We start from the raw sequence: 25,908 nt of genomic DNA on the forward strand, positions 1-25,908 counted from the left end.
CGCCGCCCTTCAGGCCCGGGTCCAGGCACAGACCAGCGAGGACAACAAGATCAAGACGACGTGTTAATGATCTGCAAGCCCTAAGGGCTGTCCCGTAATCCCTGGCGGGCGCGCGGCGTCAGCTACGGCACCTCGCCGCGTTGTCGGAACGCCCGCATACATCCAGTATGCGGACGTCCCTCCGCCTTGCGATGCACCGCATCTGACGCCGCGCGCTGATCCACCAGGGATTACGGGACAGCCCTTAGGGCGGAGTACCGGGGATGTTTTTCTGGGGGCTCTCTCCTTGCCGGGCACCTTCAAAACGTAGGCCGGGAAGTCCCATGTGGGAGCTGCCGCTCATGGTGGCGACCCTGCGGGGCGGCTACGGACGCCATACGGGCGAACCCGCCTGGGAGGCGTTCGTCGCGGACCTGTCGGCGGCCAGCCCGTACTTCGCCCGGCTGTGGCGCAGCGGGGACGTCGCCCCGCCCGGCCCCCGGGTGAAGGCCTTCCGGCGCTGGGCCGCGTCCGCCGAGTTACGGATGACGTCGGTGTCGCTCTCCGTCAACGGGCTGCCGGAGTGCCTCCATCGTCGCCTACACGCCGGCCGACCGGGAGAGCGAACAGCAGATGGCCGCGCTGCGCGCCCGCCGGGAAGTGTGGCCGCGAGATGTGGCCGCCGGCTCCGGCACCGCCGCGACCCAGCGGCCCGGTCCCACCCCGACGCGGCGCGGCAAAAAGATCCCGCCCCCTGACGGGGACGGGATCTTGATTGTGGAGCTAAGGAGAATTGAACTCCTGACCTCCTGCATGCCATGCAGGCGCTCTACCAACTGAGCTATAGCCCCGCTGTCCGCTGTGTTTCCCTGCGTTTCCGCGCTGCGAACAAGAAGAACTTTAGCCTGTGACCAGCCGGAAAGTGAAATCAGGGCGACGCCGCCCGAAGGCGCCGTCCGGGCGCTGTCCGGAGGGTCGGGTCAGTCGTCGTCGCCGAGCACCGGTTCGGGCAGCGTGCCCGCGTTGTGCTCCAGCAGACGCCAGCCCCGCGCGCCCTCGCCCAGCACCGACCAGCAGCAGTTGGTCAGCCCGCCGAGCCCTTCCCAGTGGTGTGACTCCAGGCCCAGCAGCCGGCCGATGGTGGTCCGGATGGTGCCCCCGTGGCTGACGACGACGAGCGTGCCCTCGTCGGGCAGCTTGTCGGCGTGTGCGAGCACGACAGGAGCGGCCCGGTCGGCGACCTCGGTCTCCAGCTCGCCACCGCCGCGCCGCACCGGCTCGCCGCGCTTCCAGGCCGCGTACTGATCGCCGAACCGACCCACGATCTCCTCGTGGGTGAGGCCCTGCCACGCGCCCGCGTAGGTCTCACGCAGACCGGGGTCGTGCGTGATGCCGAGACCGGTGATCGCGGCGAGCTCGGCGGCCGTGGCCGCGGCCCTGCGCAGATCGGAGGCGACGATCGCGTCCGGTTTCAGCGAGGCGAGCAGCCGGGCAGCCCTACGGGCCTGTCCGACTCCGGCGTCGGTCAGCTCGATGTCCGTGGAGCCCTGGAACCGGCGCTCCAGATTCCACGCCGTCTGGCCGTGTCGCCAGAGGACGATCCTGCGGCCCCTGCCGCTTGCGCTGCCGTTCAGCTCTGGTCACCTTCCGTGCCGCCGGTGAGCTGTGCGTGCTCCTCGGCCTTGCCGCGGGTCTTCACGGCGTCCTCGGGCAGAGCGATCTCGGGGCAGTCCTTCCACAGGCGCTCCAGCGCGTAGAAGACGCGCTCCTCGCTGTGCTGGACGTGGATGACGATGTCGACGTAGTCGAGGAGGATCCAGCGGGCGTCGCGGTCGCCCTCGCGGCGGACCGGCTTGACGCCGAGATCCTTCTGGAGCTGCTCCTCGATCTCGTCGACGATCGACTTGACCTGGCGGTCGTTGGGGGCCGAAGCCAGCAGGAAGGCGTCCGTGATCGACAGCACATCGCTGACGTCGTACGCAATGATGTCGTGCGCGAGCCGGTCGGCGGCCGCCTGAGCGGCAGCGTTGATGAGCTCGATGGAGCGGTCCGTGGCGGTCACAAGCAGGCTTTCGTCGGCGGGCAGATCGACCTCTAGGGTCTCACGGACCGCCGACAGCCCACACAGCCATTGTTCGAAGATCGTTCAGCGGCTCCGGAAAGGCCTGCGAGGCAGCTCCGGAAAGGCCGGCGGGGCGGCTCGGGAACGGCTGTGGGGCAGCTCCGGAACCATCCCGCAGCCACCCCACAGCCGATCCGGCCGATCCGGCCGGTCGCACCGACCTGACCTGCCTAGTCGAGCTTGTAGTCCTGTCCTATGACGACGGACACGTCCGCGTTCCCGGTCGGCTTGCCCTTCTTCACCGCGCTCGTCGGCAGGTCGAGGGTCTTGGCGACCTGGGTCGCCTTCTCCTTGCCGGCGTCGTCCTTGTAGATGATCTCGGAGGAGGCCACGGCACTGGTCTTCCCGCCGTTGACGAAGGCGTAGCCGCCATTGACCAGCTTGATCCGGGCGGACTCGGTGCCGCGCTCGCTGCCGGTGGCGTTCCTGATGGCGACCCGCACCGCCGCGTCCGCCGCCGGGGCCTTGACCGTGCCGCCGAGGATGTCCTTGACGACGCTGTCCGCCGACGAGTCGGTGAGGCTGCCGTCTTCCTGGACCGGCAGCAGCGCCGTCTTGTAGTCACCGATCTTGGCGTGCTCGGCAAGCTTGGCCAGGGAGACGCCGAGGTCCTTCTCGGGGAGCGAGGGGTCGAGGATCTGGGCCAGCGTCTGCACGGTGACGGTGGCGGCCTTCGGATCGTCCGAGATCTTCCGCAGCACTCCGCGCATGACCTGCCCGAACCGCGTCAGCTGCTTGGCCTCGGCCTCGTCGGGGCCGCGGTAGGTGGCGTACGCGACGGCCATCGGGCCGCTGAGCGTCTGCGCCGTGCCCTTCTTCACCAGGGGCGAGGCCCCCTTCTTGGCGTCGGGCACATCGGTGTCGGTGTCGACGTCGATGTTGCCGACCAGGTCGACGAGGTTCTCCAGATACGGGGTGTCGAGCCGCCAGGTGCCGCTGATCTCGGTGCCGAGCAGCGTATCGATGGACTCCCGGGTGCCGGTGGTGCCGTCGTCCTCGACCGACTTGCCGAGCGTGCTCGTGTTGCCGTCCTCGTCGGAGACGGCGAGGGAGTTGGGGAGCAGGACCGTGGCTCCCTGCTTGGTGGTGACGTTGTCGACGAGCAGCGCCGTGGACGTGCCGCCGCCCTTGGTGTTGTGGAGGTGGACCACGATGACGTCCCGCCGCTGCGGGCCGGTCGTCGCGGTGTCCTCCTTCTCCGAGGCGGAGAAACCGGGGAGCTTGCCCGCGGACCACAGGTATCCGACGCCGCCGACCACGACCAGGGCCACCACGACGATCAGCGCGACCATCCGGTTGTGGCCGCGACGCCGCGCTTCCTCCCGGCGCTCGCTGCGGCTCTCGGTGAACTTGAGCCAGTCGATGACGTCTTCGGAGTCCTCGTCGGGCTCCTCGATGAAGGCGAACTGCTCGGTGCCGTAGTCGCGGTCGCCGCGGCGCTGCCCGGGGACGGCTGCCTCCGGCTCCGCGTCCGGTGCCGGACCGGGGTCCCGCGGCGGTGGGACAGGCGCGGGGGCTGGAGCTGGAGCGGGCGGCGGGGCCTGCTGCGGGACGTTCCACTGCTGAGTGGTGTCGACCGCGGCGGGCTGCTGCCCGGTGTCGTAGCCGTAACCCTCGTAGCCGTCGTAGCCGTAGCCCTGCTGCGGGGCCTGGTGCTGCTGGGGCTGGTGCTGCTGGGCGGCGTACGGGTCGTACTGCTGCGGGGGCGCGCCCTGTTGCTGCTGTTGTTGCTGCTGTTGCTGCTGCTGCTGGGCGTACGGGTCGTAGCCGTAGCCCTGGTCCGTCTGGGGCGGCTGCTGCCCCGGGTGTTGCTGCGTCTGCTGTTGCTGCGTCTGCTGTTGCTGCGTCTGCTGTTGCTGCGTCTGCTGTTGCTGCGCCTGTTGTTGCTGCTGTCCGTACGGGTCGTACTGCTGCTGTCCGGGCTGCTGGTACACCGGCTGCCCGTACTCGTCGTAGCCGACGATCTGCGGCTGCTGGTAGTACGGGTCGTACGGATTCTGTCGGTCGTTCACCGGTGACCCTCTCCGTGGCTCATTCGCCGCGGTAAAGCTGGCGCTTGTCGATGTAGCGGACCACACCGTCCGGCACCAGGTACCAGACTGGATCGCCCTCGGCGACCCTCCCACGGCAGTCGGTGGATGAGATCGCCAGCGCGGGAACCTCCACGAGAGAGACACCGCCCTCCGGCAGACCGACGTCCGTGAGCACATGCCCCGGCCGCGTCACGCCGATGAAGTGGGACAGCGAGAACAGCTCGTCGGCGTCCCGCCAGGTGAGGATCTGGGAAAGCGCGTCGGCGCCGGTGATGAAGAAGAGGTCCGCGTCCCCGTGGGCCGCGCGCAGGTCCCGCAGGGTGTCGATCGTGTACGTGGGACCGTTGCGGTCGATATCGCTCCGGCTGACCGAGAACTGCGGGTTCGACGCCGTCGCGATGACCGTCATCAGATACCGGTCCTCGGCCGCGGACACCTGCTTGTGGCTCTTCTGCCACGGCTGCCCGGTCGGGACGAAGACCACCTCGTCGAGGCGGAACTGGGCGGCCACTTCACTGGCCGCTACCAGGTGTCCATGGTGAATCGGGTCAAACGTCCCGCCCATCACGCCGATTCGGCGCTTTCCGGGGCCGGTAGGCACTTCCTGCTCTCCCATGCGTGCAGAGCCTACTGGCACAGCTGTACGCCTCGGCCTCAGCGGTCGCGGTTGAAGCGCGTGGTGATCCACAGAAGGAGGAGAAGCGCGACAAGCGCACCGCCACCGGTGAGAAGCGGGTTGAGGCTTTCGTGGTTGCCGCCGTGCTCGGCGCCCTCGGCGGCGACGGTGACCAGCTGGTGTGCGGTGCTCGTGATGCTCATCTTCGACAAGACCTATCGATCGGGAGGCGGAGGGAAGACGTCGCGGACATCGTATGCGGGAGCCCTGGGCACGCTCACGCCGACTCAGTCGTTGTTGTCATCGTTGCGGTATCCGCGCAGCAGGAACCAGGCCATCAGTGCGGCTCCGACGAGCGAGACGAGCAGCACGATGCGGAGCGTGTTGCCAGGTCCCTGCTCTTCGGATGCGGCGGCAAACAGAGCAACGGTGTGCTGCATGTCGGGCGTCTCCTCAGTTATCCACAGCCCCCCGCACACCGTAGCGCCAGCGCCTAGGCTGGGATTTATCAGGGGGCGAGCGACGTCTCGTACGAACAGGGGGCCTATTCATGACCGAAAGCAGCCACGAGAGTCACGAGAACGTGCCGAGCAGGCAGCGCAGGCGTTTCCCGGGAATCTCGTCCCGGGCGTACGAACACCCGGCGGACCGCTCGGCCCTGGTCGCCCTGCGGAAACTGAGCGGTTTCGACACCGTCTTCAAGGCGCTGAGCGGCCTGCTGCCCGAGCGCAGTCTGCGACTGCTCTTCCTGTCGGACTCCGTCCGAGTGAGCGACGCCCAGTTCGCCCATCTCAACAGCATGCTGCGGGACGCCTGTTACATCCTGGACCTGGAGAAGGTCCCGCCGATGTACGTGAACCAGGACCCGCAGCCCAACGCCATGTGCATCGGTCTCGACGAGCCGATCATCGTGGTGACGACGGGCCTGGTGGAGCTGCTCGACGAGGAGGAGATGCGGGCGGTCGTCGGCCACGAGGTGGGGCACGCCCTCTCCGGTCACGCCGTGTACCGCACGATCCTGCTCTTCCTCACCAATCTCGCCCTGAAGGTGGCCTGGATCCCGCTCGGCAACGTCGCGATCATGGCGATCGTGACGGCGCTGCGCGAGTGGTTCCGCAAGTCGGAGCTGTCCGCCGACCGGGCCGGGCTGCTGGTCGGCCAGGATCTGCGGGCCTCGATGCGCGGGCTCATGAAGATCGCCGGAGGCAACCACCTCCACGAGATGAACGTGGACGCCTTCCTCGCCCAGGCCGACGAGTACGAGAAGGGCGGCGACCTGCGCGATTCCGTGCTCAAGATCCTCAATGTGCTGCCCCGTTCGCACCCGTTCACCACGGTCCGGGCGGCCGAGCTCAAGAAGTGGTCGGAGACCCGCGACTACCAACGGATCATGGACGGGCACTACCCGCGTCGTGACGACGACAAGGACACCTCGGTCACGGACTCCTTCAAGGAATCCGCCTCGCATTACGCCGATTCGGTGCGCGGCAGCAAGGACCCGCTGATGAAGCTGGTCGGCGACATCGCGGGCGGCGCCGGCGATCTGGGCGGCAAGCTCCGTGACAAGTTCACCGGCGGAGGCGGCAGCGGCGCGGGCACCGGCAAGGGCGACGCTACGGACGGCTCGCAGGAGTCCCGGAACCCTGAGGACCCTGAGGGGCCGCAGGAGCCCGGGTCGGCAGGGAGCTGACCTCCAGCGTCCCGCACAGCGCGGCGGTGGGCCGGTCCGTCTCGTACGGGTCGGTGCCCGCCGGGCCCCGGGAGACCGCTCGCCGCCCGGCGAGCAGCGGCCGCAGCGCACCGCTGGTATCGGCCGTGCAGGACTGCGGCCCGGCCTGCACGTAGCTCGTCCGCACCTCCAGCCGGCCCAGCCGCAGATCCTCCCGGTCGAGCCGGAAGCGCAGCTCCCGCCGCACGGTGAAGAGCGACGCGCCATCGGCCTGTTGGGGGCCCGAGACGGCCGGGCGGAGCGCGTAGGTGAAGGTGTGGTCCGACACCACCTCCAGCGCGTCGGACCCCACCTCCGCGTACCGCAGCGTGCCCCGGACCCGGACCTCCGGGGCGGGGGCGACCTGAGCCGGGTCGAATCGGACGAGCCAGCCGGTCGCGGCGTGCTGCCCGTCGTCGCGCGGCTCGCTCATGCTCCTCTCGAACTGGGCCGTCTGGTCCGGGTCGAGCAGTGACTCCACCGGCCGCACCGTGTTCCCGCCGAGGACGTCGGGGTCGAGCGAGGAGGCCACCAGATAGTTCTTGACCGTGGCCAGGGCGGCGACCACCTGGCTCACCGAGAAGTTGTCCGTCCGCCGGGCCACCGGAGGACTGATGCCTTCGCCGCCCTTCGGGTAGTGGGCGGCGGGGCTGCTCGCGAACAGGCCGGCCGGTGTGCCCGGAGGTACGACGCCTCGCGGCGCCAGGGGGACGAAGGTCATCCGCAGCGGTTCGGCCCGCCTGCCGACGGGGGCCTGGTAGGGGTGGCGGAAGCCCATGAAGACGGCCGTGCCGAAGGCTAGGGCTATCAGGACGACCAGGGCGAGCGCGGCCCGGGAGCCGTTGCGCAGGGTCCGGCCCGGCAGACTCCGTACCGCACGGGCGTGCTCCCCCATGCGCTCCTGGGCGGAGAACTCCTGAAGCCGGGCGGCCCGGACGAAGGACTCGTCGAAGACGAGCGACCGGTACTCGTCCTCGCCGCCGCTCCCACTGTTCTCCGCCGGGCCTTCGGGTGGATCTCCGTGGACTGCCATGAATTCTCCCGACTCCACGTCACCGACCGGAGGCCGGTGCGGTGCGCCCCCGCCGCGGCCGGACGGCCTGGGCAGGGCCTGCCCGTCATGCGGGGGCATGTCCGGGCAAGTGAGGAGCCCCCTCTTCGAGCAGGTGAGGGGTCATACCTTGAGAGTAGGTCGATTACGACGAACGTAAACGCGGAGGCGGGCGGAGAACTGCCCCGGAACTCCGCCGGGACGCACACGGCTGGCATAGGCACGCACACGGCAGACACAGGCAGGCGCAGGCAGACGCAGGCGGACAGGCGGACACGGGCAAACACAGACGGCCCCGGGCGGGCCCGGACGGCCCCGGCGAGGGAGAGCCGGGTGCGGTGCGTCCGGAGTACGGGGTACGGGGCTGCTGGAGCGGGTCCGCGTCAGGGCGTGCGCGGGGCCGCGGAGACCACCGGGCGGAGGTAGCTGCCCGAGACCGACGGGACCGCGGAGGAGGCCGTCGGGGCGCTGTCCACTCCGGTGGTGGCCGGCGGCGGGACCTGGTCCTGCCGGTCGCCCGAGGTGTTGCGGTAGACGGCGCTGAAGGCCAGCGCGACCATCCCGATGCCCATCACCAGGGCGAGCAGCCAGGCCACCGGCCGGTGCCAGCGGGCGGCTCCCCGGTAGGGGCGCAGGGCGCCGCCGTGGCGCCCGTAGGGGCCGCTGTCGTAGTAGTCGTCGCCGTCGTCCGCGCCGGGCGGGTCGTCGTAGGCGCTCCCGCGGCCGTACCCGCCGCGCGGACCGTAGGCGTCCTCGCAGGGATCGTCGTCCAGCGGCCCGCCGCCGGACCGGGCACGGAAGGCCTCTGCGTCGGCGCGCGCCTCGGCGGCCGCCGACATCCGCTCGACAGCTGTCGGCTCATGGAAGGCGGCGGCCTGTACGAAGTCCTCGTCGAACACCACGGAGGCGAAGTCCTCGTCCGCGCCCCCGCGGTCGTCGTCGGGCTCCCAGCCGTTCGGGAACGGCCTGCCCCCCACGTCGTCCGGCACGGCTTCAGCCTAGCCCCGGAGGGGCGGTTTGGGCAGGGAGACCGCACATTCGGCGCATCCCGAACTCACCTCACATGGCCGTCGCCGGTCACGATGTACTTCGTGGAGGTCAGTTCCGACAGCCCCATCGGGCCCCTGGCGTGCAGCTTCTGCGTGGAGATACCGATCTCGGCGCCGAAGCCGAACTGGCCGCCGTCGGTGAAACGCGTCGAGGCGTTCACGGTCACCGTCGTCGAATCCACCAACTGGGTGAAACGGCGGGCCGCTGCCTGCGAGGTGGTCACGATCGCCTCGGTGTGGCCGGACGACCAGAGCCGGATGTGCGCGACGGCCGCGTCCAGCGACTCCACGACGGCGGCCGCGATGTCGTACGACAGGTACTCGGTCTCCCAGTCCTCCGGCGTCGCCGCCACCACGGTGGCCTTGGACCCCTCGGCGTGCTCCATGACCCGTTCGTCGCCGTGCACGGTCACACCGGCCTCGGCCAGGGCGTCCAGGGCCCGCGGCAGGAAGGCGTCGGCGACGTCCTTGTGGACCAGGAGCGTCTCGGCCGCGTTGCAGACGCTGGGACGCTGCGCCTTGGAGTTGACCAGGATGGCGACGGCCATGTCGAGGTCGGTCCGCGCGTCCACGTACACATGGCAGTTGCCGGTGCCGGTCTCGATCACCGGGACGGTGGACTCCTCGACGACGGTGCGGATCAGGGAGGCGCCGCCGCGCGGGATGAGCACGTCGACCAGGCCGCGGGCCCGCATGAGCTCCCGTACGGAGTCGCGGTTCTCGCCCGGCACCAGCTGGACCGCGTCGGCCGGCAGGCCGGAGCCGCCGACCGCGTCGCGCAGGACCCGGACCAGCGCGGCGTTGGAGGCGTGGGCGGAGGAGGAACCGCGCAGCAGGACCGCGTTGCCCGACTTCAGGCAGAGGGCGGCGGCGTCCACCGTCACGTTGGGCCGGGCCTCGTAGATGATCCCGACGACGCCGAGCGGTACCCGGACCTGGCGCAGGTCGATGCCGTTGGGGAGCGTCGAGCCGCGCACCACCTCACCGACCGGGTCGGGCAGCGCCGCGACGTCCCGCACATCGGCGGCGATGGCGCGGATCCGCTCGGGGTTCAGGGTGAGCCGGTCGACGACCGACTCGCTGGTCCCGGCCTCGCGGGCGCGCGCCACGTCCTCGGCGTTGGCCGCGATGATGTCGCTCGTCCGGACTTCGAGCGCGTCCGCGATCGCCAGCAGGGCGTCGTCCTTCGCCGCGCGGGGAAGCGGCGCGATGTCGGCGGCCGCGGAGCGTGCCCGGTAGGCGGCCTGGGCGACCGGGGACATGTTGTCGTAGGGCGAAAGCGTGGTCATGCCCGCAGAGTAGTGCGCACACTGCGGGCATCCGTCACGTATCCCGTGATGCGAGACAGCCGCCGGCCGCCCCCGGCCGCCGGGTCAGTACGGGTGCACACCGACCGGGGCGGCCGGGGGCGGCCCGTATCCCTCGGCGATGCGCTGGTGGTACGTCTCGCGGTCGATGACCTCCAGGCCGACGATCTCCCACGGCGGCAGACCGGCGCTGGAGCGGTGCTCGCCCCATAGCCGCAGGGCGACCGCCGCCGCGTCGTGCAGGTCGCGGGCCTCTTCCCAGTAGCGGATCTCCGCGTGGTCGTTGGCGTACCGGCTGGTCAGCAGGAAGGGGTGGTCGTGCGCGAGTTGTTCGAGACCGCGTCTGACCTCCTTCAGCGGAATCTCGGCGCCCGAGACGCAGAGCGTGATGTGCCACAGCTTCGACTGGGTGAGCTCCTGGCTCACCGCCGTCTGTTCGGCCCCGGCCGGCCGCTCGTCCCTCCGGTCCGCGGACCTCCTCCCGTCGAAATCGGCACCTGCTCCGACGCTGGTCAGGGCGCGACCACCCGTTCCTCGGGGCGGCGCCCCCGGGCGCGCTCGTCTCACCGGCGGCCTCCTGAATGTGTTGCTGTGCTGTGTACCCCGCAGTGTCCCCGCTACAAAGTGGACCAGTCCGCGGCCCGGCGTGTGGCGGTTTTCGTGAAGGTGTCTGCCCCAAGGCTGGACTTTCAGCCGTTTCAGGGGTCGGTCAACTGTGGAGAACGACGAGATCGTCCCTGTGTACGACCTCGCGCTCGTAGGCGGGGCCCAGCTCGCGCGCCAGATCGCGGGTGGAGCGGCCGAGGAGCTGCGGGATCTCCTTGGCGTCGAAATTGACGAGCCCGCGGGCCACCGGCCGGCCGCGCAGATCGCGCAGTTCCACCGGGTCGCCCGCGGCGAACTCGCCCTCGACGGCGGCGATCCCGGCCGGCAGCAGCGAGCTGTGGCGCTCGACGACCGCCTGCACGGCACCGTCGTCCAGGGTCAGCGAGCCCTGCGGCGTCGAGGCGTGGGCGAGCCACAGCAGCCGGTCCGCGCTGCGGCGTCCGGTGCGGTGGAAGTACGTACCGGTGTCGCGGCCGGCCAGCGCGTCCGCCGCGTGGCTCGCCGAGGTCAGCACGACCGGGACGCCGGCGGCGGTGGCGATCCGGGCGGCCTCGACCTTGGTGACCATGCCGCCGGTCCCGACGCCCGCCTTGCCCGCGCTGCCGATGCTGACCCCGGCCAGATCGGCGGGGCCGGTGATCTCCGCGATGCGGGTGGTGCCGGGGATGCTCGGGTCGCCGTCGTAGAGGCCGTCCACGTCCGAGAGGAGGATCAGCAGATCGGCGCGGACCAGGTGGGCGACGAGCGCGGCGAGCCGGTCGTTGTCGCCGAACCGGATCTCGTCGGTGGCGACGGTGTCGTTCTCGTTGACGACCGGCAGCGCGCCCATGTCCAGGAGCTGGTCCAGGGTGCGGTAGGCGTTGCGGTAGTTGGCGCGGCGGCTGGTGTCGTTGCTGGTGAGCAGCACCTGGCCGACGCGGACGCCGTAGCGGGCGAAGGAGGCGGTGTAGCGGGCGACGAGCAGCCCCTGGCCGACGCTGGCGGCGGCCTGCTGCCTGGCCAGGTCCTTGGGCCTGCGGTGCAGTCCGAGCGGGGCGAGCCCGGCCGCGATGGCACCGCTGGAGACGAGGACGACCTCCCGCTCACCGCCGCCGCGCACCTTGGCGAGCACATCGACGAGCGCGTCGACGCGGTCCGCGTCGAGGCCGCCGGTGGCTGTGGTGAGGGAGGACGAACCGACCTTGACCACGATCCTGCGGGCGTCCGTGACGCCCTGCCTTGCCCCTGACACGCGTGTCCCCCGTGATCGGCCTCGATGATCGGAATCCGCAATCTACGCGAGCGCCGGAATCGGTGCGTGGGCGTTCCGCCCCGTGGACCCCGGTTCATCCGGATCCGTGCCGCTGCGTGTCCGGAGTGCGCCGCGTCTCGTTGCAGCGGATATCGGCATCACCGCCGACGGAATCCGGGAATCTCCAGGACGAAGGACGTGATCGCATGCGCCAGCTCTCCATTCCAGGGGCCTGGGTGCACGAGCCCGAGGTCATCACGGACAGCCGCGGCAGCTTCCACGAGTGGTTCAGGGCCTCGGATCTCGATGCGGCGCAGGGGCATCCGCTGGGGCTCGCGCAGGCCAACTTCTCCACTTCGGCCCTGGGCACGCTGCGCGGGATCCACTTCGCCGATGTGCCGCCGGGCCAGGCGAAGTACGTGAAGTGCGTGCGCGGCGCGGTGCTCGACGTGATCGTGGACATCCGGGCCGGCTCGCCCACGTACAGGCGGTGGGAGGGGGTCCGGCTCGACGACAGCGGTCACCGGGCGGTCTATCTCGCCGAGGGTCTCGGCCATGCCTTCATGGCGCTGACGGACGACGCGTGCGTCCTGTACCTCTGCTCGCAGGGGTACGCGCCCACGCGTGAGCACGGCATCGATCCCTTCGACGCGGAGCTGGGCATCGAGTGGCCGCGGGACATCGCCCCGCTGCTGTCCGGGAAGGACGCGGCGGCCCCTTCGCTGGCCGAGGCCGAGGAGCGGGGGCTGCTTCCCTCGTACGCGGAGTGCGAGGCGTACTACGCGCGGCTGCGGACGACCGGTCCGCCGCCCGCCGGGATGCGGGCGGGCGAACCGGCGCTGATCAGGGCCGGGCGCTGATCAGGGCGTTCCGCGGCGAGCAGGGCCGGGCGCTGATCAGGGGCGTTCCACGGCGAGCAGGGCCGGGAACGCCTCGCCCAGGGCGGTGCGCCAGTCCCGGATGGGTTCGATCCCGGCCGCCGCGAAGCGCCTCTGCCCGAGCACGCTGAACGCCGGGCGGGGGGCGGGCCGCACGAAGGCCGCGCTGGTGGCCGGGCGGACGCGTGCCGGGTCGGCGCCCAGCAGCCGGAAGATCTCCCTGGTGAAGCCGCACCAGGTCGTCTCGCCGCCGCTGGTGCCGTGGTAGACGCCGGCCGGGGCGGTGCCGTCGAGCGCGGCCAGGCCGAGCCGGACCAGGCGGCCCGCCAGGTCGACGGTCCAGGTGGGCTGGCCGCGCTGGTCGTCCACCACGTCGAGGGTGTCCTTGACGCCCTCCAGCCTGATCATCGTCCGGACGAAGTTGCCGCCGCCCGCCCCGTACAGCCAGGCGGTGCGCACCACGTAGCCGGTGTCGGGGAGGGTCTCCAGGACGGCGCGTTCGCCCGCCAGCTTGGTGCGTCCGTAGGCGGTGCGCGGGCCGGTGGGCGCGTCCTCGCCGTACGGCCGGCCGCCGTCCCCGGCGAAGACGTAGTCGGTGGAGACGTGGAGGAGGACGGCGCCGTGCTCGCGGCAGGCGGCGGCGAGGACGGCGGGCCCGGTGCCGTTGACCCGCAGGGCCGCGTCCTCCTGACTCTCCGCTTCGTCGACGGCGGTCCAGGCGGCGCAGTTGACGACGACCGCGGGGCGGTGGGCGGCGAAGGCCTCCCGGACGCGGGCCGGGTCGGCGATGTCCAGGGCCGTGCGGTTGGCCGCGACGGCGGTGACGTCCTGGTGGGCGAGGGCCGCCAGCAGGTCCTGGGCGAGCATTCCGGCCGCCCCGGTGACCAGCCAGACCGGGCTCACAGCGCGGCCCTCTCCTTGAGGGGCTCCCACCACGCGCTGTTCTCGCGGTACCACCGCACGGTCTCGGCGAGGCCTCTGCGGAAGTCCTTGCGCGGTGCGTAACCGAGCTCCTCGCGGATCTTGGCGCAGTCCACGGAGTAGCGCCGGTCGTGGCCCTTGCGGTCCTCGACGTAGGTGACGTCGGCGTCCCAGTCGGCGCCGCAGGCCTCCAGCAGCAGTCCGGTGAGTTCCTTGTTGGAGAGCTCGGTGCCGCCGCCGATGTTGTAGACCTCGCCCGCCCGTCCCCGGGTGCGGACGAGCTCGATGCCCTGGACGTGGTCGTCGATGTGCAGCCAGTCGCGGACGTGGGCGCCGTCGCCGTACAGCGGGACCGGCCGGCCCTGGAGGAGGTGGGTGACGAACAGCGGGATGACCTTCTCGGGGAAGTGGTGGTGCCCGTAGTTGTTGGAGCAGCGGGTCACCCGCACGTCGAGTCCGTGGGTGCGGTGGTACGAGAGCGCGATCAGGTCGCTCGACGCCTTGGAGGCGGAGTACGGGGAGTTGGGCGCGAGGGGTTCGCGCTCGGTCCAGGAGCCCTCGTCGATCGATCCGTAGACCTCGTCGGTGGAGATGTGCACGAAGGTCCGGACGCCCGCCAGGTGCGCGGCGTGGACGAGGGTGTGGGTTCCCACGACGTTGGTGCGGACGAAGGCGGCGCCGCCGTCGATGGAGCGGTCCACATGCGATTCGGCGGCGAAGTGCACCACCTGGTCGTGTCCGGCCATCAGGCCGCCGACCAGCTCCGCGTCACAGATGTCGCCCCGCACGAACGAGAAGCCCGGGTGGTCGCGGACCTCGTCGAGGTTGGCCGGGTTGCCCGCGTAGGTGAGCTTGTCGAGCACGGTGACGGCCACGTCACCGGGACCGTCCGGGCCCAGCAGCGTACGGACGTAGTGCGAGCCGATGAATCCGGCACCGCCGGTCACCAGGATGCGGTTCGTCATGAGGAGATCTGCACCTTGCTGTGGTCGCCGAGGACGAGACGGTGGGCGGAGGGGCTCCGGGGCGCTGGGGTCACCTCGACCTCGTGGCCGATGAGGGAGGCCTCCACGCGGCGGACGCCGTCGATCGAGGCGCCCCGCAGGACGATGGAGTACTCGATCTCGCTGTCCTCGATCCGGCACTCCTGGGCGACCGAGGTGAACGGTCCGACATAGGCGTCGCTGATCACCGAGCGGGCGCCGATGATGGCGGGGCCGACGATCCTGCTGCGGGTGACCCGGGCGCCCTGCTCGATCCGCACCCGGCCGATGATCTCGCTCTCGTCGTCGACGTGGGCGCCCTCGGTGGACGGTTCGATGCTCTCCAGAACGGTCCGGTTGACCTCCAGCATGTCGGTGACGTTACCGGTGTCCTTCCAGTACCCGCGGATCATCGTGGAGCGGACGTCGCGCTCCTGGTCGATCAGCCACTGGATGGCGTGGGTGATCTCCAGCTCGCCGCGCCAGGACGGGCGGATGGAGCGGACCGCCTCGTGGATGACCCGGGTGAAGAGGTAGACACCGACGAGCGCCAGATCGCTCTTGGGCTCCCTGGGCTTCTCCTCCAGGGCCACCACCCTGCCCTCCCCGTCGAGCTCCGCGACGCCGAACGAGGTCGGGTCGGGCACCTGGGTCAGCAGGATCTGGGCATCGGGCCGGTCCGCCCTGAACGCCTCGACCAGTCCGGCGATCCCGCCGATGATGAAGTTGTCCCCGAGGTACATGACGAAGTCCTCGTCGCCCAGGAAGCGCTGGGCGATCAGGACCGCGTGCGCGAGGCCGAGCGGCTCGGACTGCGGGATGTAGGTGACGTCGATGCCGAACCGGGAGCCGTCCCCGACCGCCGCGCGGATCTCCTCCTCGGTGTCGCCCACGATGATGCCGACCTCGGTGATACCCGCTTCCGCGATGGCCTCCAGGCCGTAGAAGAGCACCGGTTTGTTCGCCACCGGGACCAGCTGTTTGGCCGAGGTGTGGGTGATGGGACGGAGCCGGGTGCCTGCCCCACCGGAAAGTACGAGAGCCTTCACTTTTTGTGCCCCCACGATGAGATGGCGGTCCTGTCGCAGCTGCGACCTGTTGGGCGACCTTACTGAGATTCGCTGTCCCATCTGCGGTGAAACAGCCCTCTCGACCCGTTACCGACACATCCGGACGAAAAGCGGCGGCAGCCCGTAACCGCATGCCGCCTTTTCGCGCACTCCCGGTTCGGGGACGCGGAGACACCCGCCGGCCACCTCGAACTGATAGGGGGGACGCCGGTTTGCCCTGATCCGATGCGATGAACCGGCCGCCGGTGCGGCACAATCCGCACTTTCGGGAACTAATCCTGCCAATTCACGAACTCGGAGTTTGGTTGCGCCCACGCCCGTAATTCTCACTGAATCTTCACATTCATCTCATGAACGGACGAGGCGCCTTCCATATGGTGGGGCCCCAGAACCCCATGCCCACCGGGCGGCCGGTCCGGGACCGGGTCCCGGCCGCGCCGACGCGCCGGCGCGGCCCGACCGCGCACGCGAGCCTCGCGCTCTTTGGAGTCCCCCAGTGCAACCACTCCCCCCGCTCCTGCGGTCCGCCGCGAAGGCTCTCCCCGTTGCCGTACTGGCCGCGTCCTTCGCCGCCCAGGCAGCCGCGGCAGCCGTTCCCCACCTCGCACTGCTCGTCACGGCGACGGCGGCCAACCTGCTGGCCGAGGCCGCCCTGCACCGATGGCAGCCGGGCCAGGTCTCCCTGCTCGCCAAGGTCCGGGCCGATGTCATGGTCCGCCGGCTGACGTGCGACTTCCTGCTGGTCGTCGGGCTGCTCCGGCTGGGCGGGAACTACCGGGAAACGATCTACCTCCCCCTCGTCCTCGGCCTGCTCCTCTTCTACGCGCTCCACCTCGCCGGCCACGCGGCGGCGATCCGGGTGCGCGGGATACGGACCCTGCCGCTGCTCACCCGCAATATCGACGCCTCCGCCCTGGGCATCACCCCGGCGCCCCCGGCCCTGCTGATGCGCCGGCACGGGCCGCGCCTGCTGCTGTTCGGGCTGCCCGCGACCGCGGGCCTGCTGGTGACGGCGGCGAACGACGAGCCGGAGTTCGCCGCGGCGGGCATCGGGCTGTCGGTCGCCCTCGCCGCCGTCTCGCTGGCCGGGCTGGTGCGGTGTCTGGTGCGCCGCCGCCCCGCGTCCCCCGAGAAGGTGCTGGACTGGTTCGACGGCTGGCTGGCCGACTACCGGCCGACCGTCGGCATGTACTTCTCCGGCGGCGCCTCGTCCGCGTACCAGGCCAACATGTGGCTCGACGCGCTGGCCGAACTCGACGGCCGCCCGGTGATCGTGCTGCGCGAGCGCTTCATGATGCAGCGGATCGGCGCCACGGACATCCCCATCGTGTGCATCCCGAAGGTCTCCCACCTGCTCCGCCTGGAGCAGTCGTCGCTGAAGCTGCTGATCCACCCCGCGAACTCCGGCAAGACCTCGCAGATCCTGCGGATACCGTCGATCAAGCACGCCTTCGTCAATCACGGCGAGAGCGACAAGCTCTCCAGCTGCAATCCGTACGCGAAGGCGTACGACGAGGTGTGGGTCGCCGGACCGGCGGCGCGCGAACGCTACGCGCTGGCCGACGTCGGCATCGAGGACCGCGACGTGGTGGAGATCGGCCGCCCCCAGCTCGCCGGGATCACCCCGTACGCGGGCCCGCCCACCGGTGCGCGCACGACCGTGCTCTACGCCCCCACCTGGGAGGGCTGGGACGGCAACCCGGGGAACACCTCGGTCCTCCTGGCCGGCGAGAACATCGTCCGGGCGCTGCTCGCCGACCCGGGCGTCCGGCTGCTCTACAAGCCGCACCCGATGACCGGCTCGGTCGATCCCCTGGCCGGCGCCGCCGACGAACGCATCCAGGCCCTGATCCACGAGGCCAACCGCGGCCGCACCGCCCCGCGCCCCGGTCCGCGGGCCGCCGCCGAGCTGGCCCGCCGGACCTCGGAGCTGGACGCGCTGACCGCCGCCTCGTTCCGGGACGACGCGGACGACGTGGAACGCATGCTGGTGCAGGGCACACCGGAGCCCGGCCGGGCCGAGGCCGTCGCCGCGGCGACCGCGGCCTGGGAGGCGGCCCACTGGGCGTCGCTCCCCGCGGCGGAGCACCAGGTCATCACGGCCCCGCAGCCCGCGCTGTACTCCTGCTTCAACGAGGCGGACCTGCTGATCAGCGATGTGTCGAGCGTGGTCACGGACTACCTGGCGGGCGAGAAGCCGTACGCCGTCGCGAACACCAGCGACCTGCCCGAGGAGCTGTTCCGCGACGCGTTCCCGACGGTCCGCGCGGCGACGATCCTGACGCCGGACGGGGCCGGGGTCGCCGCGCTCCTCGACGCGGTGCGCCACCCCGTGGACGACGGACTGGCCGCGGCCCGCGCCGGTCTGAAGCTCCATCTCCTGGGCCCCTCGGACCCGCCGTCCCAGGCACGCTTCAGCGAGGCGGTGCTCGAGCTGTGCGAGGTCGCGGACGAGCACCGCGTACGGATGTCGAACCGGCTGCTCCCGGCGATCCCGGCACAGCGGGGAGCCCTGGAGGAGGCCGTGGCGGCGGGCGAGGAACAGCTGGAACCGGCGCCCGAGGGATAACCCCCGGCCCCGCCAGTCACGGCCGAGGCCCGGCACCACTCCCTCGCGGAGTGGTGCCGGGCCTCTGCCGTACAGGCTCTACGGGTGGCGGTGGCGCCAGCCCTGCCAGGCGGAGTCGATCATCTCGTCCACGCCGTACCGGGCCGACCAGCCCAGCTCCGCGCGGATCCGGTCGGCGCCCGCGACCACACGCGCCGGGTCACCGGCGCGGCGGGCGGTCACCTCGGGGACGATGTCCCCGTTGTCCGTCACCTTGAGGATCCGGTCGACCATCTCCCGTACGGAACTGCCCTCACCGCGTCCGATGTTGAGCGTGAGATCCGTGCCGCGCTCCGCGTCGTCGAGCCGGCGCGCGGCCGCGAGGTGGGCGGAGGCGATGTCCTCGACGTGGATGTAGTCGCGGACGCAGGTGCCGTCCGGCGTCGCGTAGTCGTCGCCGAAGATCCGCGGGCCCTCACCGGCCTCAAGGCGCTCGAAGACCATCGGGATGAGGTTGAACACCCCGGCGTCGGCCAGTTCGGGCGACGCCGCACCGGCGACGTTGAAGTAGCGGAGCGAGGCGCAGCGCAGGCCGTGGGCGCGGGCGGCGGCGTGGATCAGCCACTCGCCGACGAGCTTGGTCTCGCCGTACGGGCTCATCGGCACGCAGGGGGTGTCCTCGGTGACGAGGACGACATCGGGCATGCCGTAGACGGCGGCGGAGGAGGAGAACACCAGCCGGTCGACACCCGCGTCGACCATGCTCTCCAGCAGCACCCGCAGTCCCGTCACGTTCTCCCGGTAGTAGTGCAGGGGGCGCTCGACGGACTCGCCCACCTGCTTCTTGCCCGCGATGTGCACCACACCGGTCACACCGTGCTCGCGGATCGCCGCGTCGAGTGCCTGACGGTCGAGCACACTGCCGGTCACCAGGGTCACCCCGTCGGGCACCGTGTCGGCGCTCCCGGTCGACAGGTCGTCGTACACGACGACCCGCTGACCGCCCGCGAGCATCGCGCGCACGACGTGTGCACCGATGTATCCCGCCCCACCCGTAACCATCCAGGTCATGTCGTGCGTCTCCCTGTCCGAGGTCTTACCCGTCCGCTTCACTCTACGTGCACATAAAGTCGGATCAGCGGATCGCGCCTTGCCACGCAAAGGGGGCTGACAGCAATCAATTACGCTGTCCGGGTGCTGGACGTCGCCCCACTGTTCAGCGGTGCGCACCGCGCCCCTCGCACAGACCCTCGGACAGCTCTGGACTGGTGGACGATGCCTCGACTGACACTCATCGTGCCTGCGTACAACGTGCAGGGGTACATCGGGGAGTGTCTCGACTCCGTGCTCCAGCAGGACTTCACCGACTACGAGATCATCGGCGTCGACGACTGCTCGCCGGACGGCTCCGGCGCGATCCTCGACACGTACGCGGAACGCGACGCCCGCATCCGTGTGCTCCACCTCACGGAGAACGTGGGGCTGGGACGCGCGCGCAACGCGGGTATCGACGAGGCGACCGGCGACTATCTGCTCTTCCTCGACAGCGACGACACCCTGGCCCCGGGATCGCTGGCGGCCATCGCGGCCCGCCTCGACGCGACGGACGACCCCGACGTCCTGATCTACGACTACACCCGCACCTACTGGGACGGGCGGCTGCTGCGCAACAAGCGCGCGGAACTGCTGGACGAGAGCGGTCCCGCCGTCTTCGCGCTGACCGACCGGCCGCAGTTGCTGGATCTGCTCCAGATCGTGTGGAACAAGGCCTACCGCCGCGATTTCGTCACCCGGCACGGCTTCCGGTTCCCGCCCGGTTATTACGAGGACGCGCCGTGGACGTACTCCTCGCTGATCTCCGCGGAGCGCATCGCCGTCCTGGACCGCTCCTGTGTGCTGTACCGGCAGCGGCGTGAGGGCGGGAACATTCTCCGCACGGTCAGCCGCAAGCATTTCGATGTCTTCGATCAGTACGACCGTGTCTTCGCCTATCTGGACTCGCGGCCGGATCTCGATTCCTGGCGTCCGGCGCTCTTCAGGAAAATGGTCGACCACTTTCTGACCGTCCTGGAAAAGCCCGGCCGGCTTCCGCAGAACGCACGGGCCGAGTTCTTCCACCGCGCGGCCAAGGACTACCGGAGCCGCCTGCCGGAGGACTTCCAGCGGCCGCTGGGCGGCCGGGGCTACAAGTACGCGCTGCTGAGCCTTGATTCCTACTCCGCGCTGGTCGGCGTGACCCGGGTCAACAACGTGCGCAACCGGGCCAAGCTGGGTGGCCGGGCCCGCGTAGGCCGGGCCAAGCGCGCCGCCCTGGGAATGTTCTACCGGTCCCAGCTGCGGATGCCGCTGGACGACAACCTCGCGGTGTTCTCCGCGTACTGGGGCCGCGGCTACTCCTGCAGCCCCGCGGCCATCGAGGCGGAGCTGGGCCGGCTGGCCCCGGGCATGCGCCGGGTCTGGGCGGTCAGGTCCGAGCACCGCGACCGGGTGCCCAAGGGCGTCGAGACCGTGCTCGTCGGGTCCCGCGAGTACTGGTCGGTGATGGCCCGCGCGAAGTACCTGACGAACAACGTGAACTTCGGCGACACCGTCATCAAGCGCGAGGGCCAGATCCATCTGCAGACCCATCACGGCACCCCGCTGAAGACGATGGGTCTCGACCAGGCCGACTACCCCGCGTCCACCAGCATGGACATGGAGAAGCTGCTCAGCCGGTGCGACCGCTGGGACTACAGCCTGTCCGCCAACCGCTTCTCCACCACCGTGTGGGAGCGGGTGTACCCCTGCCGGTACACCTCGCTGGAGACCGGGTACCCGCGCAACGACGTACTGCTCAACGCCACCGCGGCGGACGTCTCGCGGGCCCGGCACGAACTCGGCCTGGCGGACGGCTCGACGGCCTTCCTCTACGCGCCGACCCACCGCGAGTACCAGAAGTCCTTCACCCCGCGGCTCGACCTGCCGAGGCTGGCCGATGAACTGGGTCCCGACGTCACCCTGCTGGTGCGCGGCCACTACTTCTACAAGCCGACGGGCCGGCTCGCCGATCTCCAGGCCAGCGGCCGGATCATCGACGTCTCCGCGCACGGGAACGTCGAGCAGCTCTACCTCGCGGCGGACGCCCTCGTCACGGACTACTCCTCGGCGATGTTCGACTACGCCAACCTGGACCGGCCGATCGTGATCTACGCCGACGACTGGAACACCTACCGGGTCGTGCGGGGCACCTACTTCGACCTGATGGCCGAGCCCCCGGGCGCCGTGGCGACCAGCCAGGACCAGCTCGTCTCGGTCCTGGGTTCCCAGGAGTGGCGGAGCGAGGCGTCGGCGGGGCTGCGCAGGGCGTTCCGGGAGCGCTTCTGCGACTTCGACGACGGCCGCGCCGCGGAGCGCGTCGTGCGCCGGGTGTTCCTGGGCGAGGAGACGCTGCTCCCGGTCGTCCCGCTCGCCGAGCGCACCCCCGCGCCGACCCCCGCCGAGGCGCTCGCACGGGCCGGCCGCCCCTGACGGAACCGGGCGCCCGTTGACCGGGCGCCCCGGAAAACACGCGGTCCCGGCTCCCCCGAAGGGGAACCGGGACCGGTGATCAGTCTCCCGTTGTCACGCGAACGGGTCGAACTCCTGGTACTCCTTGCTGACGTCGTCGCGCTCGTCCTCGCGGTCGCGACGGCGCTGCGCGGCCGGACGCGGCTCCTCCAGCCGGTGGTCCTCGCCACGGCGGCCGAGCATCTCCGCACCGGCGGTCACGGTCGGCTCCCAGTCGAAGACGACGGCGTTGTCCTCGGCCCCGATGGCCACCCCGTCGCCCGCGCGGGCACCGGCCTTGCGCAGCGCGTCCTCGACACCGAGCCGGTTCAGCCGGTCCGCGAGGTAGCCGACGGCCTCGTCGTTGCTGAAGTCGGTCTGGCGCACCCAGCGCTCCGGCTTCTCGCCGCGCACCCGGTAGATGCCGTCTTCCTCCAGCACCACGGTGAAACCGGCGTCGTCCACGGCCTTGGGCCGGATGACGACACGGGTCGCCTCCTCCACCGGCTTGGCGGCACGCGCCTCGGCGATGACACCCGCCAGCGCGAAGGAGAGCTCCTTGAGCCCGGTGCGGGCCACGGCGGAGACCTCGAAGACGCGGTAGCCGCGGGCCTCCAGGTCCGGACGGATCATCTCCGCCAGGTCCAGGCCGTCCGGGATGTCGATCTTGTTGAGGACGACGATGCGGGGCCGGTCGTCCAGACCGCCGTACAGCTTCAGCTCCTCCTCGATCATGTCGAGGTCGGAGACCGGGTCGCGGTCGGACTCCAGCGTCGCCGTGTCCAGCACGTGCACGAGCACCGAGCAGCGCTCCACGTGCCGCAGGAACTCCAGGCCGAGGCCCTTGCCCTGGCTGGCGCCCGGGATCAGGCCCGGGACGTCGGCGATGGTGTAGACGGTGCTGCCCGCGGTGACGACACCCAGGTTCGGGACCAGGGTCGTGAACGGGTAGTCGGCGATCTTCGGCTTGGCGGCCGACAGGACCGAGATCAGCGAGGACTTGCCGGCGCTCGGGTAGCCCACAAGGGCGACGTCGGCGACGGTCTTCAGCTCCAGGACGATGTCCCGGCTCTCACCGGGCTCGCCCAGCAGCGCGAAGCCGGGGGCCTTGCGCCGGGCGGAGGCCAGCGCGCCGTTGCCGAGGCCGCCGCGGCCGCCCTGGCCGGCGACGAACATGGTGCCCTGGCCGACCAGGTCGGCGAGCACGTTGCCGTCCTTGTCCAGCACGACGGTGCCGTCCGGCACGGGCAGGAGCAGGTCCTGGCCCTCCTTGCCGGTGCGGTTGTCGCCCGCGCCGGGCTGGCCGTTGGTGGCCTTGCGGTGGGGGTGGTGGTGATAGTCGAGGAGCGTGGTGACGGCCTGGTCGACAATCAGGGTCACATCGCCGCCACGGCCGCCGTTGCCGCCGTCCGGGCCGCCGAGCGGCTTGAACTTCTCACGGTGAACGGAGGCGCAGCCGTGGCCTCCGTTACCCGCGGCGGCATGCAGCTCGACGCGGTCCACGAAGGTGGTCATGGTTGGAACCTCCAGTTACATACGTGCAGAAATGTCTCGCTCGTGCCCCCGTAGGAGCAACACGCGAAAGGCGGACCCACTTCCCCTTACAGGAAGTGAGGTCCGCCTCCACGTCAAACCGCTCGACGAGCGCCGAAAATCAGCCGGCGATCGGAACGATGTTCACGACCTTGCGGCCACGGTGCGTGCCGAACTCGACCGCACCTGCGGCGAGGGCGAACAGCGTGTCGTCGCCGCCACGGCCGACGCCCGTGCCCGGGTGGAAGTGGGTGCCGCGCTGGCGGACCAGGATCTCACCGGCGTTGACGGCCTGACCGCCGAAGCGCTTCACGCCGAGCCGCTGAGAATTGGAATCGCGCCCGTTCCGGGTGGACGATGCGCCCTTCTTGTGTGCCATGTCTCCTCAGTCCCTTACTTCGCAGCCGCGGGGATACCGGTGACCTTGATCGCCGTGTACTGCTGGCGGTGACCCTGGCGACGGCGGTAGCCGGTCTTGTTCTTGTAGCGAAGGATGTCGATCTTCGCGCCCTTGTGGTGGTCCACAATCTCGGCCTGGACCTTGATGCCGTCAAGCACCCACGGGTCACTGGTCACGGCGTCGCCGTCGACAACGAGCAGGGTAGAGAGCTCTACCGTGTCGCCAACACTGGCGGTGGGAATCTTGTCAACCTCAACGATGTCGCCGACAGCAACCTTGTGCTGCCGACCACCGCTGCGCACGATGGCGTACACGCGGATCTCACTCTCACTCGAAGCGGAAACCCCTGAGGCCAGCCGCTCACACGGGTCCGGGGACCCGTGATGATCCGGATTGGACGAGCGGCCTCTCCCGTACGAGCGGGAGGTCAGTTGCTCAGAGGTGTGGCGAAACAAACGCCGACGGTCAAGATTACGGGGCCTCGGACACCCCGGTCAAACCGGGCCCCGGTTTCAGGCCCCGACCGCCCTGACGTAGTCGGCGTAGGCGTCCCTGATCCCGTCCGGGGACAGGTTCAGATGTTCCAGGATCGTGTACCGGCCCGGCCTGGTCCGGGGTGCGAACTCGACCACCGAGACGAACTCGTCCACGCTGAACCCGATCTCCCGCGCGGTCACCGGCAGACCGTGGCGCCGCAGCGTCCCGGCCATCCGTACGGACTCCTGGTGGGCGCCGCGCAGATGCATCGCGAACGCCGCGCCCAGACCGCACTGCTCCCCGTGGCTGGCCGCGCGCTGGGGGAAGAGCAGGTCGAAGGCGTGGTTGATCTCGTGGCAGGCGCCGGAGGCGGGCCGGCTGTCGCCCGCGACCGACATCGAGATACCGGTGAGCACCAGCCCCTCCGCCAGCACCTGGAGGAAACGGTCCTCGTCCAGGGACCCGGGGTGGCGCAGCACGGCCTCGCCGGCCTGCCGGGCCATGGCCGCGGCCAGTCCGTCGATGTCCTCGCCGTTGACCCGGTGGGCCAGCTCCCAGTCCGCCACCGCGGAGATGTTCGAGAGCGCGTCCCCGATCCCGGACCGCACGTAGCGGACCGGGGCCTCACGGATGATGTCGAGGTCGATGACGACGGCGATCGGGTTCGGGACACCGTACGAGCCGCGCCCCGCGTCGTTGTCCAGAGTGGCCACCGGTGAGCACAGACCGTCGTGGGACAGGTTCGTCGCCACGGCGACCAGCGGCAGCCCGACGCGCGCCGCGGCGAACTTGGCACAGTCGATGATCTTGCCGCCACCGAGGCCGACCACGGCGTCGTACCGCCCGGACTTCATGTCCTCGGCCAGCTTGACGGCGTCGCTCAGCGTGCCGCCGCCGACCTCGAACCAGGAGGCGCCGGGCAGGCTCGCCGACAGCCGCTCCCGCAGCGCCCGGCCGGAGCCCCCGCTGATCGCGACAGCCAGCTTCCCCGAACCGGAGATGCGCTGGTCGGCCAGGACACTCGCCAGGTCGGCCAGGGCGCCCGCCCGGATGTCGACGACGACCGGCGCCGGTATCAGCCGGGTCAGTACTGGCACGCGATGGTCCTGCCCTTGGCCAGGTCCTCGTGGTTGTCGATCTCCACCCACTTGATGTCGCCGATCGGCTCCACGTCGACCTTGAAGCCGCGGTTGACGAGCTCCTGGTAGCCGTCCTCGTAGTACAGGTCGGGGTCGCGCTCGAACGTGGTCCTCAGCGCGTCGGCCAGCTCAGCGGCCGCGTCACCCTCGATGAGGGTGACCCCGATGTACTCGCCGGTGGCCTCGGCCGGGTCCATCAGCTTGGTGATGCGCTGAACACCCTTCGCGGGGTCGGCGACGACCTTCATCTCCTCGTCGGCGAGCTTCTTCACCGTGTCGAGGGCGAGGATGATCTTCTTGCCGTCGCCGCGGGCGGCCAGCAGCGTCTTCTCGACGGAGACGGGGTGCACGGTGTCGCCGTTGGCGAGGATCACACCGTCCTTGAGGGCGTCACGGCCGCACCAGAGGGAGTAGGCGTTGTTCCACTCCTCGGCCTTGTCGTTGTCGATCAGCGTGAGGGTGACGCCGTACTTCGCCTCAAGGGCCGCCTTGCGCTCGTACAGGGCCTCCTTGCGGTAGCCCACGATGATCGCGACCTCGGTCAGGCCGACCTCGGCGAAGTTGCCCAGCGTCAGGTCGACGACGGTCAGGCTCTCCTCGTCGCCCTCCGGGCCGACCGGCACCAGTGCCTTGGGAAGCGTGTCGGTGTAGGGGCGCAGACGACGGCCGGCGCCGGCCGCCAGAATCATGCCGATCATGAGGGTTCTCCTTGGTCCTTGGTACGTGTGTCTC

Annotated in this window: 24 protein-coding genes, 1 tRNA gene and 1 pseudogene; 5 read left to right on the forward strand and 21 right to left on the reverse strand. The window is 70.5% G+C overall.

The features are described from left to right. Positions 1-329 precede the first annotated feature (329 nt). A pseudogene (locus tag ACZ6S6_RS34130) lies at positions 330-636 on the forward strand (MmyB family transcriptional regulator); the annotation flags it as partial. A 121-nt stretch (positions 637-757) separates the two neighbouring features. Here ACZ6S6_RS34130 and ACZ6S6_RS34135 read toward each other — a convergent pair. The 7 genes from ACZ6S6_RS34135 to ACZ6S6_RS34165 all read right to left on the reverse strand — a co-directional run bounded on the left by ACZ6S6_RS34135 (position 758) and on the right by ACZ6S6_RS34165 (position 5,190). Beyond that, positions 758-830: transfer RNA gene (locus ACZ6S6_RS34135), tRNA-Ala, on the reverse strand. Positions 831-959: 129 nt separating this feature from the next. Continuing rightward, positions 960-1,613: a histidine phosphatase family protein gene (locus ACZ6S6_RS34140; protein ID WP_362962687.1), complete on the reverse strand. Its 654-nt coding sequence runs from the start codon at positions 1,611-1,613 to the stop codon at positions 960-962. Continuing rightward, positions 1,610-2,041: a ribosome silencing factor gene (gene rsfS / locus ACZ6S6_RS34145; protein WP_362962578.1), complete on the reverse strand. Its 432-nt coding sequence runs from the start codon at positions 2,039-2,041 to the stop codon at positions 1,610-1,612. The genes ACZ6S6_RS34140 and rsfS overlap by 4 nt, the downstream gene beginning before the upstream one ends. A gap of 230 nt (positions 2,042-2,271) precedes the next feature. Then, positions 2,272-4,113, reverse strand: coding sequence for an LCP family protein (locus ACZ6S6_RS34150; RefSeq protein ID WP_469708862.1), 1,842 nt, complete (start codon positions 4,111-4,113; stop codon positions 2,272-2,274). Positions 4,114-4,132: 19 nt separating this feature from the next. Next, positions 4,133-4,750, reverse strand: a complete 618-nt coding sequence (nadD, locus tag ACZ6S6_RS34155) for a nicotinate-nucleotide adenylyltransferase (RefSeq protein WP_362962574.1) — start codon at positions 4,748-4,750, stop codon at positions 4,133-4,135. 38 nt (positions 4,751-4,788) lie between these two features. After that, positions 4,789-4,953 (reverse strand): hypothetical protein, encoded by a 165-nt coding sequence (locus tag ACZ6S6_RS34160; protein ID WP_362962572.1) that lies wholly within the window; start codon positions 4,951-4,953, stop codon positions 4,789-4,791. Between the two features lie 84 nt (positions 4,954-5,037). Continuing rightward, complete coding sequence (locus tag ACZ6S6_RS34165; RefSeq protein ID WP_362962570.1) at positions 5,038-5,190, reverse strand: hypothetical protein; 153 nt, start codon at positions 5,188-5,190, stop codon at positions 5,038-5,040. Between the two features lie 110 nt (positions 5,191-5,300). On the opposite strand from ACZ6S6_RS34165, the gene ACZ6S6_RS34170 reads away from it, so the two are divergent. Beyond that, positions 5,301-6,440 carry a M48 family metallopeptidase gene (locus ACZ6S6_RS34170; RefSeq protein WP_362962568.1) on the forward strand — a complete coding sequence of 380 codons (1,140 nt, stop codon included), beginning with the start codon at positions 5,301-5,303 and terminating at the stop codon, positions 6,438-6,440. On the opposite strand, the gene ACZ6S6_RS34175 is transcribed toward ACZ6S6_RS34170, so the two are convergent. From ACZ6S6_RS34175 to proB, 5 genes are all read right to left on the reverse strand, one after another. Next, positions 6,364-7,491: an SCO2583 family membrane protein gene (locus ACZ6S6_RS34175; RefSeq protein ID WP_362962566.1), complete on the reverse strand. Its 1,128-nt coding sequence runs from the start codon at positions 7,489-7,491 to the stop codon at positions 6,364-6,366. The genes ACZ6S6_RS34170 and ACZ6S6_RS34175 overlap by 77 nt on opposite strands. A gap of 401 nt (positions 7,492-7,892) precedes the next feature. Further along, the gene (locus ACZ6S6_RS34180; RefSeq protein WP_469708866.1) at positions 7,893-8,498 is read right to left on the reverse strand and encodes an SCO2584 family spore wall biosynthesis protein; all 606 of its coding nucleotides are present in this window, start codon (positions 8,496-8,498) and stop codon (positions 7,893-7,895) included. Positions 8,499-8,563: 65 nt separating this feature from the next. Next, on the reverse strand, positions 8,564-9,847 hold the full coding sequence (locus ACZ6S6_RS34185; protein ID WP_469708868.1) for a glutamate-5-semialdehyde dehydrogenase: 1,284 nt from the start codon (positions 9,845-9,847) through the stop codon (positions 8,564-8,566). Positions 9,848-9,931: 84 nt separating this feature from the next. Beyond that, entirely contained in the window at positions 9,932-10,432 is a 501-nt protein-coding gene (locus ACZ6S6_RS34190; RefSeq protein ID WP_362962561.1) for a hypothetical protein, read from the reverse strand. 142 nt (positions 10,433-10,574) lie between these two features. After that, positions 10,575-11,660: a glutamate 5-kinase gene (gene proB / locus ACZ6S6_RS34195; protein ID WP_469708928.1), complete on the reverse strand. Its 1,086-nt coding sequence runs from the start codon at positions 11,658-11,660 to the stop codon at positions 10,575-10,577. Between the two features lie 248 nt (positions 11,661-11,908). Here proB and ACZ6S6_RS34200 point away from each other — a divergent pair, with 248 nt between their 5' ends. Further along, positions 11,909-12,562 carry a dTDP-4-dehydrorhamnose 3,5-epimerase family protein gene (locus ACZ6S6_RS34200; protein WP_469708870.1) on the forward strand — a complete coding sequence of 218 codons (654 nt, stop codon included), beginning with the start codon at positions 11,909-11,911 and terminating at the stop codon, positions 12,560-12,562. 36 nt (positions 12,563-12,598) lie between these two features. Here ACZ6S6_RS34200 and rfbD read toward each other — a convergent pair whose 3' ends face one another. From rfbD to ACZ6S6_RS34215, 3 genes are read right to left on the reverse strand one after another with little or no spacing between them, the layout of a single operon-like run. Next, a complete protein-coding gene (rfbD, locus tag ACZ6S6_RS34205; protein ID WP_469708930.1) occupies positions 12,599-13,447 on the reverse strand; it encodes a dTDP-4-dehydrorhamnose reductase in 849 nt (282 codons plus the stop codon). 32 nt (positions 13,448-13,479) lie between these two features. Further along, a complete protein-coding gene (gene rfbB, locus ACZ6S6_RS34210) occupies positions 13,480-14,466 on the reverse strand; it encodes a dTDP-glucose 4,6-dehydratase (protein ID WP_362962557.1) in 987 nt (328 codons plus the stop codon). Further along, positions 14,463-15,533 (reverse strand): glucose-1-phosphate thymidylyltransferase, encoded by a 1,071-nt coding sequence (locus tag ACZ6S6_RS34215; RefSeq protein WP_362962555.1) that lies wholly within the window; start codon positions 15,531-15,533, stop codon positions 14,463-14,465. Before ACZ6S6_RS34215 ends, rfbB begins: the two co-directional genes overlap by 4 nt. Before the next feature lie 517 nt (positions 15,534-16,050). On the opposite strand from ACZ6S6_RS34215, the gene ACZ6S6_RS34220 reads away from it, so the two are divergent. After that, the gene (locus tag ACZ6S6_RS34220) at positions 16,051-18,123 is read left to right on the forward strand and encodes a hypothetical protein (RefSeq protein ID WP_469708873.1); all 2,073 of its coding nucleotides are present in this window, start codon (positions 16,051-16,053) and stop codon (positions 18,121-18,123) included. Positions 18,124-18,201: 78 nt separating this feature from the next. On the opposite strand, the gene galE is transcribed toward ACZ6S6_RS34220, so the two are convergent. After that, the gene (galE, locus tag ACZ6S6_RS34225; protein ID WP_469708875.1) at positions 18,202-19,173 is read right to left on the reverse strand and encodes a UDP-glucose 4-epimerase GalE; all 972 of its coding nucleotides are present in this window, start codon (positions 19,171-19,173) and stop codon (positions 18,202-18,204) included. 204 nt (positions 19,174-19,377) lie between these two features. Between galE and ACZ6S6_RS34230 the strand changes: the two genes are divergently transcribed. Continuing rightward, a complete protein-coding gene (locus ACZ6S6_RS34230) occupies positions 19,378-21,609 on the forward strand; it encodes a bifunctional glycosyltransferase/CDP-glycerol:glycerophosphate glycerophosphotransferase (protein WP_469708877.1) in 2,232 nt (743 codons plus the stop codon). 93 nt (positions 21,610-21,702) lie between these two features. Here ACZ6S6_RS34230 and obgE read toward each other — a convergent pair whose 3' ends face one another. The 5 genes from obgE to ACZ6S6_RS34255 form a co-directional block, all read right to left on the reverse strand. Continuing rightward, positions 21,703-23,142 (reverse strand): GTPase ObgE, encoded by a 1,440-nt coding sequence (gene obgE / locus ACZ6S6_RS34235; RefSeq protein WP_362963943.1) that lies wholly within the window; start codon positions 23,140-23,142, stop codon positions 21,703-21,705. 139 nt (positions 23,143-23,281) lie between these two features. Then, positions 23,282-23,539, reverse strand: coding sequence for a 50S ribosomal protein L27 (rpmA, locus tag ACZ6S6_RS34240; RefSeq protein WP_362963945.1), 258 nt, complete (start codon positions 23,537-23,539; stop codon positions 23,282-23,284). Positions 23,540-23,553: 14 nt separating this feature from the next. Further along, on the reverse strand, positions 23,554-23,874 hold the full coding sequence (rplU, locus tag ACZ6S6_RS34245) for a 50S ribosomal protein L21 (protein ID WP_024494442.1): 321 nt from the start codon (positions 23,872-23,874) through the stop codon (positions 23,554-23,556). A gap of 198 nt (positions 23,875-24,072) precedes the next feature. Further along, positions 24,073-25,134, reverse strand: coding sequence for an iron-containing alcohol dehydrogenase family protein (locus ACZ6S6_RS34250; protein WP_469708879.1), 1,062 nt, complete (start codon positions 25,132-25,134; stop codon positions 24,073-24,075). Continuing rightward, positions 25,122-25,874 (reverse strand): phosphocholine cytidylyltransferase family protein, encoded by a 753-nt coding sequence (locus ACZ6S6_RS34255; protein WP_362963950.1) that lies wholly within the window; start codon positions 25,872-25,874, stop codon positions 25,122-25,124. Before ACZ6S6_RS34255 ends, ACZ6S6_RS34250 begins: the two co-directional genes overlap by 13 nt. Between the last annotated feature and the right edge of the window lie 34 nt (positions 25,875-25,908).

This window comes from Streptomyces sp. NPDC048671 (assembly GCF_055587045.1).

What these genes read in the sequence shown, in the direction of transcription:
- rfbB (WP_362962557.1), bottom strand. Translation starts at nt 14,466, where the DNA reads ATGACGAACCGCATCCTGGTGACCGGCGGTGCCGGATTCATCGGCTCG.
- ACZ6S6_RS34230 (WP_469708877.1), top strand. Translation starts at nt 19,378, where the DNA reads ATGCCTCGACTGACACTCATCGTGCCTGCGTACAACGTGCAGGGGTAC.
- ACZ6S6_RS34255 (WP_362963950.1), bottom strand. Translation starts at nt 25,874, where the DNA reads ATGATCGGCATGATTCTGGCGGCCGGCGCCGGCCGTCGTCTGCGCCCC.
- ACZ6S6_RS34175 (WP_362962566.1), bottom strand. Translation starts at nt 7,491, where the DNA reads ATGGCAGTCCACGGAGATCCACCCGAAGGCCCGGCGGAGAACAGTGGG.
- nadD (WP_362962574.1), bottom strand. Translation starts at nt 4,750, where the DNA reads ATGGGAGAGCAGGAAGTGCCTACCGGCCCCGGAAAGCGCCGAATCGGC.
- ACZ6S6_RS34200 (WP_469708870.1), top strand. Translation starts at nt 11,909, where the DNA reads ATGCGCCAGCTCTCCATTCCAGGGGCCTGGGTGCACGAGCCCGAGGTC.
- rfbD (WP_469708930.1), bottom strand. Translation starts at nt 13,447, where the DNA reads ATGCTCGCCCAGGACCTGCTGGCGGCCCTCGCCCACCAGGACGTCACC.
- ACZ6S6_RS34165 (WP_362962570.1), bottom strand. Translation starts at nt 5,190, where the DNA reads ATGCAGCACACCGTTGCTCTGTTTGCCGCCGCATCCGAAGAGCAGGGA.
- ACZ6S6_RS34185 (WP_469708868.1), bottom strand. Translation starts at nt 9,847, where the DNA reads ATGACCACGCTTTCGCCCTACGACAACATGTCCCCGGTCGCCCAGGCC.
- galE (WP_469708875.1), bottom strand. Translation starts at nt 19,173, where the DNA reads ATGACCTGGATGGTTACGGGTGGGGCGGGATACATCGGTGCACACGTC.
- obgE (WP_362963943.1), bottom strand. Translation starts at nt 23,142, where the DNA reads ATGACCACCTTCGTGGACCGCGTCGAGCTGCATGCCGCCGCGGGTAAC.
- ACZ6S6_RS34170 (WP_362962568.1), top strand. Translation starts at nt 5,301, where the DNA reads ATGACCGAAAGCAGCCACGAGAGTCACGAGAACGTGCCGAGCAGGCAG.
- ACZ6S6_RS34160 (WP_362962572.1), bottom strand. Translation starts at nt 4,953, where the DNA reads ATGAGCATCACGAGCACCGCACACCAGCTGGTCACCGTCGCCGCCGAG.
- rpmA (WP_362963945.1), bottom strand. Translation starts at nt 23,539, where the DNA reads ATGGCACACAAGAAGGGCGCATCGTCCACCCGGAACGGGCGCGATTCC.